Raw genomic sequence first — 11,300 nt, forward strand, 5'->3', positions numbered from 1 at the left:
TTGCTGCATCCGGATCGCCTCCAGTTCCTGCGCTCGCCGGCGCCATGGGTCGCGATCGTTGCGCTGGCGGCCGTGATGCTGCCGCATCTGGTGTGGCTGCGGGACGTGGACTTCGTGCCGCTGACCTATGCCGGCGACGTCTATACGCATCTGACCCGCGCCCAGAACCTGCAACTCGTGCTGGGTTATATCGGCCACAATTTCGCGCTGCTGGCACTCCCCATCGCGCTGGCGTCGGTGGCGCTGGCCTTGGCGAATTGGAGACATCCGTCGGCGCTGTTGTCGCGGACATGGTGGCGCGGCCCGAATCCGGGCGTGAACCGGTCGCAGGCGCTCAATGTCTGGATCATCCAGACCGTGGTCGCGATCGGTCCGGTGCTCGGCGGGCTCGCCTTCATGGTCTACATGAAGACCGATTGGGGAATCTCGCTGTTCTTCCTGACGCCGCTGGCGCTGGTGGCTATACCGGCGCTGCGCCTTCGAAAGATCGCGCTGTTTCATATCGTCGCGATCTGGCTCGCGATCACGCTGACGGTGCTGGCCGCCTCGCCCTGGATCGCGGCACGCGAGATGGCGGTCAATCCGAACGGGGCCGCGACCTATGGCGCGCGCTCCGAACTCGCCCGCGAACTGACGCAGGCCTGGCGCAGCCGGTTTCATTCGCGCTGGGCCGTGGTCGCCGGCACCACGGAAATGAACCAGCCGCTGGCATTCTACAGTCCGGACCATCCGGCGCCGCTGACGCCGGGCGAACTCTGGTCGTCCGGGCTCACTTCGGTGGAAGAAGCCAAGCGCCTCGGCTTCATCGGCGTCTGCGATACCACCGATGGCCGGCTGCCGATCTGCGAGGCGTGGATGGCGGCGAACGGAAACAATCCGGAGCGCCTCACCATCACCACGCAGCGCTTCTTCAAGGGCTATCCCGGACCGGCGATCACCTGGAAGGTTTTTATCGCTCCGCCGGCGAAGTGACGCGTTCGCGTCATTCCGGAGCGCGCATTAGCGCGAACCCGGAATCTCGATGGGTTGGGCACCGATCGTCCCATCTCCAGATTCTCAGGTGCGCAATTGCGCACCATAGTTCGATGCTTCGCATCGCCCCGGAATGACGGTGCTGCTCACACGCCTTCTTCGTTGAACTTGCTGGCGACCAGTTCGGTGATCGCATCGAGCGCTGCCTGCGCCTCGGGTCCAACAGCGGAGACGGTGATCGAGGTGCCCGGTCCGGCCGACAGCATCATCAGCCCCATGATCGAGGTGCCGCCGACGGTCTCGTTGCCCTTGGTGACCCAGACCTCGGCGTTGAAGCGCTCGACCATCTGGACGAATTTCGCGGAGGCGCGCGCGTGCAGGCCGCGCTTGTTGATGATGGGGAGTTCGCGGGTCACCGCGCCCGAAGGGATGCTCGGCCCGGCATTGTCATTTGGGGCCGCGCCGTCGTCGCTCATTTGCCGGCGAGGACCCGGCTGGCGATGGTCACGTATTTGCGCCCGGCTTCCTGGGCCATGGCGATGGCGTCGGGAAGCGACCGCTCTTCGCGGACCTTGGCGAGCTTGACCAGCATGGGAAGATTGATTCCCGCGAGCACTTCCACCTTGGGGCGGCTCATGCAGGAGATCGCGAGGTTGGAAGGCGTGCCGCCGAACATGTCGGTGAGAATCGCAACGCCATCGCCACTGTCGACGCGATTGACCGCTTCGATAATGTCACTTCGACATAAATCTGAATCGTCCTCGGCACCGATGGTGACGGCTTCGATTTGTTTTTGCGGGCCCATGACGTGTTCGAGCGCTGCCTTGAACTCGTCGGCAAGGCGCCCATGGGTCACAAGTACTAGACCAATCATCGGAAACTCCTCGCGGGTGCTTTTTGGTGCACCGCACGAACGCGCCACTTTGACCATCCAGAGCCCCCGCGCAAGAGGGGATCTTCGCGATTCTCCCGGAAAGTAAAGGTAGCGATGGGAGCCGGCGCCGGTCTATTCGGTCGCGAGTGTGGGACTGATATGGTTACCAATTCCCTTCGGGCAATCGGCCGAAGGTTGGGGGGAAGATGAAATCGCGGTCATGGTCAGTGCAGCGATAACGAGTGGAAGCGGAGACATACCCGTTTTTGCAGGAATTCTTGGTAATTTAATACCATTTACCGTCACCCGGAGCGCTTCTGGCGGCGGCAACCGTTCGGCGTCCGGGGCGTCCAGATCGACCACCAAGCCGACGATGGCCTGGGGCGCGAAGTCGCAGCTGAAGATCCCGAGCCCCCGGACCTCGATCAGGCCGGCCAGTTTCGGCGCCGGCCGTACCACCAATTGTCCGCCACTGTGTTCCAGATGCACGCGGTCGTCGCCCACCAGCACGGCCGGAGGTATCTGTCCGGCGCGTCCGGCCAGGATCAGATCGAACGCCAGCCGCGACTTGCCGGCGCCCGAGGGCCCGCGGATCAGCACCGCCCGGTCCCCCACCAGCACGGCCGAGGCGTGCACGCTGGCGGCCCCCGCGCCGGTCATGGCGCGGGCAGCCGGACCACGAAGCGCGCGCCGGCGATGGTCGGCTCGCCCTCGGCGTTGACGGCGCCAGCGCGGTTCTCGGCCCAGATCCGCCCGCCATGGGCTTCGATGATCTGTTTGGAGATCGACAGTCCCAGTCCGGAATTCTGGCCAAAACCCTGGTGCGGCCGGTCGGTGTAAAAACGCTCGAAGATCCGCTCCAGCGCATCCTCGCGAATTCCGGGCCCGTCGTCGTCGACCACGATTTCAATTTCGTTCTTCACGCGGCGGCAGACGATGCGCAGCTTGCCGCCGGGTTCGGAAAACGACTGCGCGTTGGAGAGCAGGTTGGAGATCACCTGTCCGAGCCGCGAATCATGGCCCGGCACCGAGAACGTGTCGGTCGGACCGCGGCCCTCGAAACGGACTTCCACCGCGACGTTGTTGCCCCGCCTGGTTTCATTCGCCACCGTCACCAGCGCGTTCAGCAGGCGGCGAACATCGACCAGCGTCATGTCCTGGCGCTGCAGTTCGGCATCGAGCCGGCTGGCGTCGGAGATATCCGAGATCAGCCGGTCGAGCCGCTTGACGTCGTGCTCGATGACGGCGAGCAGCCGCGAACGGCTGTTCTCGTTGCGCGCCAGCGGCAATGTTTCGACGGCCGAGCGCAGCGACGTCAGCGGGTTCTTCAATTCATGGGCGACGTCGGCGGCGAAGGTCTCGATCGCCTCGATCCGGCTATAGAGCGCGTTGGTCATGTCGCGCAGCGCGCCGGAGAGATGGCCGATCTCGTCGCGGCGGCGTGTGAAGTCGGGAATTTCGACGCGGGTCCGGATGCGGCGGCGGACCCGCTCGGCGCTGTCGGCGAGCCGGCGCACCGGGCCTGCGATGGTGCTCGCCAGCAGCAGCGAAAGTGCGATCATCACCACCGCCGCGACGGCGAAGATCTTCAGGATGGCCAACCGCTCCGCGGTCACCATCTGGTCGATGTCGCCGCCCTGCGTCGACAGCAGCAACGCGCCGTTGACCGCGCGGAAATGCTGCACCGGCACCGCCACCGAGACGATGACTTCGCCGCGGTCGTTGATCCGCACCATCGAGCCCTTGACGCCGGTCAGCGCGCGCGCGACTTCGTTGTAGCCCTTGCCGTTCTCCGGGCCGAGCTCGCGATACAGCGGCAGGTCGCCGCGGTTGAGCCAGGTGCGGATCGCGATCATGGTCCGCTCGGCAAAGCCGGGCTTTTCGGTCGAGGGCGGCGCCAGTTCGAAACGCATGACGTCGCCGCGGCCGTACAGGCTGCGGCTGTCGAGGATCAGCACGCCGTCGCGGTCGTAGATGCGGGCGCGCGTCTTGGTCGGGGAGACCAGGCCGCGCAGCACCGGCGCGATGCGCTCCGGATTGATCGAGAAATCCAGCCCGGACAAGGCATCGTCGGACGGCCCATAGGTTTCCCCGGGCTTCAGGTCGAGCAGACGGTCCGGGTCGATGGTGAGCGCGTGGCTTTCCGTGGTGCCGGTCGCGGCGATCGCGCGCGCGATCACCTCACCGGTCGACAGCAGGTTTTCGGCGCGGGCGTCGATCAGGCCGGCGCGGAATTGCGAGAGATAGAGAATGCTCGCCACCAGCGCGATCAGGCCCGCGAGATTCAGCGAGACGATGCGGCGGGTGAGGCTGGAAAAGGACAGCGCGAAGAAAAACTGGCCGGCGCGGCGCAGCCAGTCGAGCGGGCGTTGCCAGCCCCGCGCCGGCAGGCTTTCGACGGCGCCGCTGTCCAGCGCCGGCGAGGTGTCGTCGGCATTCAGGTTGGGATCAGGCTGCGTTCGATCGAGCAATGGCCAACACTGCCGGTTGTTTCGAGGGCGTCTTGCGTTGCGCGCATCCTAGCCGATCCGGGCGGCGGCGTCAGTCGACAAACCGCGCGCCGCGCACCTCGAAATCAGGTTTCCTTGAAGCGGTAGCCGACGCCGTAGAGGGTTTCGATCATCTCGAAATCATCGTCCACCACCTTGAACTTCTTGCGCAGCCGCTTGATGTGGCTGTCGATGGTGCGATCGTCGACATAGACCTGGTCGTCATAGGCCGCGTCCATCAGCGCGTTGCGGCTCTTGACCACGCCGGGGCGCGTCGCCAGCGCCTGCAGGATCAGGAACTCGGTCACCGTCAATGTCACGGCCTCGTTCTTCCAGGTGCAGGTGTGACGCTCCGGATCCATCCTGAGCAGGCCACGGTCCAGCGCCTTGGCGTCGGTCTCCTTCGGCGCGGCGGTCGGATCCTTCGGCGCGGCGCGGCGCAGTACGGCCTTGACGCGCTCGACCAGCAGGCGCTGCGAGAACGGCTTGCGAATGAAATCGTCGGCGCCCATTTTGAGGCCGAACAATTCGTCGATTTCCTCATCCTTGGAGGTGAGGAAGATTACCGGCAAATCGGACTTTTGCCGCAGCCGCCGCAATGTCTCCATGCCGTCCATGCGCGGCATCTTGATGTCGAGGATCGCCAGGTCCGGCGGACTGGTGCGGAAGCCGTCGAGCGCGGACGCACCATCCGTGTAGGTCATGATGCGATAGCCTTCGGCTTCGAGCGCGATCGAGACGGATGTGAGAATGTTGCGGTCGTCATCGACCAAGGCGATTGTGGGCATGAGCCTGCTTTCAGAAGTAGTGTGGCTGGAACGGCGAGCAATCCAGCGATGCGCCGCCTAAATGGCTTCGTACCCGGTCAACGAGCAATGCAAGCTGGGCTGAAGTGTGACCGAGTTCCGCAAAACGCCTAAGCTACGCTACGGGTTCCAGCTATATAGATACCCGTTTAACCGGGAAAAGGTCCTGATAGCAATGAGATGTCTGGATATGATCGATGCAGCCCACCTCTGATTTCGATGCTGGCCGGCTGACCCGGTCGCTGCTCCGGCGCAGCCGGCAAGGGGCCTTGGCGACCTTGGTGGCCGGAACCGGCGACCCCTATTGTTCCCTGGTCAACCTCGCCAGCCATCCCGACGGCTCGCCGATCCTGCTGATTTCGCGGCTGGCGCTGCACACCAGGAACATCCTCGGCGATGCCAGGGTCTCGCTGATGCTGGACGAGCGGGCCGAGGGAGACCCGCTGGAAGGTGCGCGGATCATGCTGGCGGGCCGCGCCGAGGAGGCCGGGGCCGACCAACTGGAAGTATTGCGCCGGCGCTACCTCAGCGCCCATCCCTCCGCGGAAGCCTTTGTAGACTTTAAGGATTTTTCGTTTTTTCGGATACGGCCAACCGGCGCGCATCTGGTGGCGGGATTCGGGCGGATCGTGGACCTCGAGCCCGAGCAATTCCTGACCGATATTTCCGATGCCGGCGCCCTGCTGGAGGCCGAACCGGGGGCTGTCGAGCACATGAACGCCGACCACCGCGACGCCATCGGCCTCTATGCGACCCGGCTTCTGGGCGCCGGGGCCGCCGACTGGAGCTGCACCGGCTGCGACCCCGACGGCATGGACCTGCAGGCCGGTACGGCCACGCTGCGGCTGGATTTCCCGGAACGGGTCACCAGCCCGGGCGAGCTGCGCAAGATGCTGGTCAGGCTGGCGGGCGAGGCGAGGGCCAAGGAATAGGTGCTTATGTACTTGCGTAGGTAGCCTTGCGAAATCGTCCGACATGGAACAACCTACGGACGCATGACCACGCGGGGGGATATGGTCGCTGCGATTACGGCTTATATGGCCGCTCGCAAGCGCGTACAGGGTTTCGACTCGGCTCCGACATGGAGGCACGGGTTCAGTGTGCACGAAGCCGTAATGAAGTACCCTCTAGAAGTCGGCGGGGAACTAACGGGGCAACTTTGGGTCGTCGGCTTTCCTCGCGCGAATACTCTCAAATTTCGCCTTCAAAGAGTGTTGGACGCGCCGCTTTGCCGGCTCGACTACACCAACGAAACTCATCCAAATTCGATCGATGGTTATACCAACGGGCTGGTTCCAATGTTCGTCACCGGGCCTCATTATCATTCATGGCCTATTAACCAACGCTTCTTCCGGGGCGCAACGAGGCCCCCTAAGCTTCACGATGCCCTGCCATATATGGAGCCGGGTAAGACGTTTGATGCGGTTCTCCGTTGGTTTTGTACTGATACGAATATAGAATCTCTTCCCGGGAGCCATCTGATCGGACTGCCCGAACCAGGGACGCTGCTATGACTCCGAACCTAATCACGCTGGCATGCACGGGGCTTTCACAACTAGCGCCTCTTGAGCAGACCGAGGATGGCCTCGTTGTAACGACTCATTGCATGTATCCATCAAACGGACTCGTTCGCGTGACCGTGCGCGGCGGCGTGGAAACAATTGTTGCCTCCGACGAGGGCGGCGCGTTTGGCGAGGCATTGGCGGCCGGCATTGAAGTTAAGAACTATGACCGAGCGCTTGGCCACCTCGTGCGAGAGCAAGGGCTTATCATTCGGGATAGTGTAATCTACACACCAAGAATGCCCATCGCAGCCGCGCCTCTAGCAATATTGCATGTGGCAAATGCCTCCCAAGAGGTCGCTCGTTGGATGTTCGATCACGGGAAGGTCAAGCGCACGCGCGATTTTCGACTCTTGCTCGCTGACTTTTTATCGAAGCGCTTTGATGATCGCGTCACCCATGGCGAGTTTGTCGTCGGCAATAGCAACAAGCGCCATAAGTTCGCGAACGTAGTTAGTCTAGGTGGCGAGCGAAAATTGATAATCGATCCCGTTTCAAACGATGCATCCTCCGTCAACGCGCGGGTTGTGGCTAACCTTGACGTTAAGGCAATAGGAAATCCGAACCTCATTCAACGCATCGTATACGACGATGGGGACAACTGGTCCGCTGCTGATTTAAACCTGCTTCAAGTAGGGGCGGTTGCAGTGCCGTTCTCTCGCGCTGGCGAGGTAATTGAGAGGATAGCCAATGCTGCGTGATCAAGACGAGCGGTGTTCGGGAGCAATAGAGCGCCGCGCCACAAATGCGTCTCGCCACGCGCTGTTCTAATCGCCAAAAAATAAGCAAGATACAGTGGAAGATCGCTGCGGGCTTGAACCGGGACGGGTGTTGCTGCGACCCATGCACGCACGCCCGTGACCAAGGCAGCCTCCATTTCGCATCATGAGATATCGTAATCCACTGGCATTGTCATTGGCACTCGCCGTTGCAGTCAGCGCTTGCCTTAGCACGCCCTCGTCAGCGCAAAAAGCCGACGCGGCGGCGCGCAGCGCTGCAATCGCCGAGCTCAGCCGGGTCGGCAAATATTCCGAAGCGATTCCGCTGGCGCAGCGCCTGCTCGCGGACATGGAGCGGGCCCATGGTCCAGACCATCGCGATGTCGCGGCGTCGTTGAACAATCTGGCGCTGCTCTATGGCAGCCAGGGGCGGGACGCCGAGGCCGAGCCGCTGTTGAAGCGATCGATCGCGCTGGTGGAAAAGCTAGATGGTGCCGGCTCCTCGGAAGCCGCGCATCAACTGAACAATCTGGCTGCGCTTTACCAGAGGCAGCAGCGCTATGCCGAGGCCGAACCGCTGTTCAAGCGGTCACTGGCGATCCGCGAAAGGACGCTGGGGCCCGGGCATCCCGACGTGGCGCAGTCGCTGAACAATCTGGCCACCCATTACGAGAAGCAGGAGCGGCACGGCGACTCCGAGCCGTTGTTCAGGCGCGCGCTGGCGATTTACGAGAAAGCAGGAGGTCCGGAGCATCCCGCGGTCGCGACCGTGCTGAACAATCTCGGTCAGGTCGCCAAGGTCGGGGATCGCTATGCCCAAGCGGAACCGCTGATCAAGCGTTCGCTCGCGATCCGCGAGAAGGTGCTGGCAACGGATCATCCCGACGTGGCGCGATCTCTCAATAATCTGGCGGAGCTCTACGACGGTCGACGGAGCCGCGACGCCGAAAAACTGTTCGAGCGGGCGCTGGCGGTGCGTGAACGCGCGGTCGGTCCCGATCATCCCGATACCGCGCGGTCGATGAACAATCTGGCGGCGTTTTATGCAGGCACAGGCTACCCGGAAAAGGCGCTGCCATTGGCGCTGCGGCTGATCGCGAACGGGCGCGGCGAACTTCGCGCCGTGCTCCCGGTGCTGGCGGACGCCGAGCGAAACCAGTTGATACCGACCGGGCAGGCGGTCGATGCGATGCTCCATGCGATCCAGCGCGGCGCCCGGTCTTCGGCCGCCTCAGCCGTGAACAAGCTGGCGGTGCGGCTGGCCGCGGGAAGCGATCGCCTCGCCGAACTGGTCCGCCGCGATCAGGATCTCGCCGCCGAGGCCGAAGCCCTCGACAAGGCGCTGGTGAGCGCGGTCTCCAGGGAGCGGTCGAAGCGGGACTTCGCTGCCGAGCAGCGCACCCGGGCCCGGCTCGCCACCATTTCGAGCGAACGCCCGTCGCTGCAAAAGACCCTGTCGACGGAATTTCCGGATTACGCGGCGCTGTCGAATCCATTGCCGTTGACGGTGAAGGAGATTCAGTCGCTGTTGTCCGGCGAAGAGGCGATGGTGCTGCTCACCACCACCGTCAAGGAAAGCTATGTCATCGCGATCACGCGCGAGAGTTTTGACTGGAAGCCGATTCCGCGTGCAACCGAAGGGCTCTCGCGGGAAATCGCCGAGTTCCGCAGGGGACTGAATATTGCCGATGTCGGCGATGCCTCCGGCAAATCCGGGCTGTTCGATCTCGCCCGCGCCAACCGGCTCTACGAGACGCTGCTGGGTCCGGTCGAGTCCCTGGTGAAGGACAAGCGCAGCCTGCTGATCGTTCCCTCGGGTCCGTTGACGGCGCTGCCGTTTCAGTTGCTGGTGACGGCGGAGCCTTCGGCCGCGATTCCGGAAAAACTCGATGGCTATCGCGAGGCCGCCTGGCTGATCAAGCGCCACGCGGTGTCGGTATTGCCGTCGGTCGCCAGTCTGAAATCGTTGCGGGCCTTTGCGCGCCGGGATCACGGCATCAAGCCGATGACCGGCTTTGGCGATCCGCTGTTCGACCCATCCCAATCCGGTGGAGACAGGCGTGCCGCGATCAAGTCCGCAGCCAGGGGGGCGGTCACAGGCGCCTACACCGATTTCTGGCGCGGCGCCGGCGTCGATCGGATCCGGCTCGCGCAAGCCTTGCCGCAACTGCCCGATACGGCCGACGAATTGAACGCGGTGGCAAAAAACCTCGGCGTTGCCGCCGCCGATATTCACCTCGGCGGTGACGCCAGCGAGGCCACGGTGAAGCGTGCACCGCTGTCGGATTATTCGATCGTGTATTTTGCCACCCACGGTCTCGTGGCGGGCGACGTCAAGGGTCTCGCCGAGCCGTCGCTGGCGCTGAGTCTTCCAAGACAGCCAACCGAACTCGACGACGGATTGCTGACTGCGAGTGAAGTCGCGCAATTGAAACTCAACGCCGATTGGGTGGTGCTGTCGGCATGCAACACGATTGCCGGCGACAAGCCCGGCGCGGAAGCGCTGTCGGGCCTCGCGCGTTCGTTCTTCTACGCCGGCGCCCGCGCGCTGCTGGTCTCGCACTGGGCGGTCGATTCGGAAGCCGCCACGCGCCTCACCACCGCGACCTTCGACCGCCTCAAGTCCGATCCAAAGATCGGCCGCGCCGAAGCGTTGCGCCAGGCGATGCTCTTCTATCTCGGCGATTCCGCGTCGCCGAAAAATGCCTATCCGGCGTTCTGGGGGCCGTTTGCGCTGATCGGCGAGGGCGCGGCGCGTTGAAAATTGTGGATTGTGCGTCGCAATAAAAACTCGATCACGGCGGATGGTCGCGCTGTCATGGCCCCGGAATGCGCCAATACGCGGCAAGCATTGCGCCGCATCAATGACCCGGCCCAGGAATAAACCAAATATTACGGGATCGGCTTGGCAAGTCCGGCGTTCCTCAGTATTAGGTCGCCGGACCGAGGCCGCAAGGCTATAATGAAGGTCACCGCGATAGAGACGCGTCTGGGTGCATTCGCGCGATCGAGCTACGCGGGTTCCAGGAGGATTCTTCCAGTGCAAGAGACGGGTATTCGTAACGGTGCCTTCGGCGCCGACAAATTCGGCTTAAAAAATCTCAAGCAGGTGCACTGGAATCTGGGCGCGCCGCAACTCTATCAATACTCGCTGGCCGCGGGCGAGGCAGTGCTGTCGGCCGACGGCGCCTTGTGCGCCGATACCGGTGAGTTCACCGGCCGCAGCCCGAAGGACAAGTTCACGGTTCGCGACGCCTCCACCGAGAAGATGTGGTGGGCCGGCAACCAGTCGATCACGCCGGAGCAATTCGAGACGCTGTATCAGGATTTCCTCAAGCACGCCGAAGGCAAGACCCTGTTCGCGCAGGATCTCTATGGCGGCGCCGATCCGACGTTCCAGATCAAGACCCGGGTGTTCACCGAACTCGCCTGGCACTCGCTGTTCATCCGCACGCTTCTGATCCGGCCCGAGGCTGCCCTGCTGCGGGATTTCGTGCCCGAACTGACCATCATCGACATCCCGAGCTTCCGCGCCGATCCCAAACGTCACGGCGTGCGCTCCGAGAACGTGGTCGCGATCGATTTCGCCCGCAAGATCGTCCTGATCGGCGGGTCTTACTATGCCGGCGAAATGAAAAAGAGCGTGTTCACCACGCTGAACTATTATCTGCCCGCCAAGGGCGTGATGCCGATGCACTGCTCGGCCAACCATGCGATTGGAAACCCGGTCGATACGGCGGTGTTCTTCGGTCTGTCCGGCACCGGCAAAACCACCCTGTCCGCCGATCCGTCGCGCACCCTGATTGGCGATGATGAACATGGCTGGTCGGATCGCGGCACCTTCAACTTCGAAGGCGGCTGCTATGCGAAAACCATCA

Annotated in this window: 9 protein-coding genes and 1 pseudogene; 5 read left to right on the forward strand and 5 right to left on the reverse strand. The window is 63.2% G+C overall.

Features of this window, described 5'->3' with window-relative positions:
* A pseudogene (locus Q7U29_RS09360) lies at positions 1 to 972 on the forward strand (hypothetical protein); the annotation flags it as partial.
* Between the two features lie 146 nt (positions 973 to 1,118).
* On the opposite strand, the gene Q7U29_RS09365 reads toward Q7U29_RS09360, so the two are convergent.
* The 5 genes from Q7U29_RS09365 to Q7U29_RS09385 form a co-directional block, all read right to left on the reverse strand.
* Positions 1,119 to 1,448, reverse strand: a complete 330-nt coding sequence (locus Q7U29_RS09365; RefSeq protein WP_304740692.1) for an HPr family phosphocarrier protein — start codon at positions 1,446 to 1,448, stop codon at positions 1,119 to 1,121.
* Positions 1,445 to 1,846, reverse strand: a complete 402-nt coding sequence (locus Q7U29_RS09370; RefSeq protein WP_024509305.1) for a PTS sugar transporter subunit IIA — start codon at positions 1,844 to 1,846, stop codon at positions 1,445 to 1,447. The genes Q7U29_RS09365 and Q7U29_RS09370 overlap by 4 nt, the downstream gene beginning before the upstream one ends.
* 132 nt (positions 1,847 to 1,978) lie before the next feature.
* Positions 1,979 to 2,506, reverse strand: a complete 528-nt coding sequence (locus Q7U29_RS09375) for an HPr kinase/phosphorylase (RefSeq protein ID WP_304740693.1) — start codon at positions 2,504 to 2,506, stop codon at positions 1,979 to 1,981.
* Entirely contained in the window at positions 2,503 to 4,317 is a 1,815-nt protein-coding gene (locus Q7U29_RS09380) for a sensor histidine kinase (RefSeq protein ID WP_304740695.1), read from the reverse strand. The genes Q7U29_RS09375 and Q7U29_RS09380 overlap by 4 nt, the downstream gene beginning before the upstream one ends.
* Positions 4,318 to 4,421: 104 nt before the next feature.
* Positions 4,422 to 5,123 carry a response regulator transcription factor gene (locus tag Q7U29_RS09385; protein ID WP_304740697.1) on the reverse strand — a complete coding sequence of 234 codons (702 nt, stop codon included), beginning with the start codon at positions 5,121 to 5,123 and terminating at the stop codon, positions 4,422 to 4,424.
* Between the two features lie 215 nt (positions 5,124 to 5,338).
* On the opposite strand from Q7U29_RS09385, the gene Q7U29_RS09390 reads away from it, so the two are divergent.
* The 4 genes from Q7U29_RS09390 to Q7U29_RS09405 form a co-directional block, all read left to right on the forward strand.
* Positions 5,339 to 6,073: a HugZ family protein gene (locus Q7U29_RS09390; RefSeq protein ID WP_304740698.1), complete on the forward strand. Its 735-nt coding sequence runs from the start codon at positions 5,339 to 5,341 to the stop codon at positions 6,071 to 6,073.
* Between the two features lie 701 nt (positions 6,074 to 6,774).
* On the forward strand, positions 6,775 to 7,404 hold the full coding sequence (locus Q7U29_RS09395; RefSeq protein ID WP_304740700.1) for a hypothetical protein: 630 nt from the start codon (positions 6,775 to 6,777) through the stop codon (positions 7,402 to 7,404).
* 184 nt (positions 7,405 to 7,588) lie between these two features.
* Entirely contained in the window at positions 7,589 to 10,183 is a 2,595-nt protein-coding gene (locus tag Q7U29_RS09400) for a CHAT domain-containing tetratricopeptide repeat protein (RefSeq protein WP_304740702.1), read from the forward strand.
* Positions 10,184 to 10,462: 279 nt separating this feature from the next.
* Positions 10,463 to 11,300 (forward strand): phosphoenolpyruvate carboxykinase (ATP) (locus tag Q7U29_RS09405; RefSeq protein WP_304740704.1); only part of this gene is annotated, 838 nt, incomplete at its 3' end.

Origin of the sequence: Bradyrhizobium sp. (assembly GCF_030654605.1) — a bacterium.
In the GTDB taxonomy this organism is placed as follows: Bacteria; Pseudomonadota; Alphaproteobacteria; order Rhizobiales; family Xanthobacteraceae; genus Bradyrhizobium.

Coding starts and splice junctions, on each gene's coding strand:
- Q7U29_RS09365 (WP_304740692.1), bottom strand. CDS start 1,448: ATGAGCGACGACGGCGCGGCCCCAAATGACAATGCCGGGCCGAGCATC.
- Q7U29_RS09370 (WP_024509305.1), bottom strand. CDS start 1,846: ATGATTGGTCTAGTACTTGTGACCCATGGGCGCCTTGCCGACGAGTTC.
- Q7U29_RS09375 (WP_304740693.1), bottom strand. CDS start 2,506: ATGACCGGCGCGGGGGCCGCCAGCGTGCACGCCTCGGCCGTGCTGGTG.
- Q7U29_RS09385 (WP_304740697.1), bottom strand. CDS start 5,123: ATGCCCACAATCGCCTTGGTCGATGACGACCGCAACATTCTCACATCC.
- Q7U29_RS09390 (WP_304740698.1), top strand. CDS start 5,339: ATGCAGCCCACCTCTGATTTCGATGCTGGCCGGCTGACCCGGTCGCTG.
- Q7U29_RS09400 (WP_304740702.1), top strand. CDS start 7,589: ATGAGATATCGTAATCCACTGGCATTGTCATTGGCACTCGCCGTTGCA.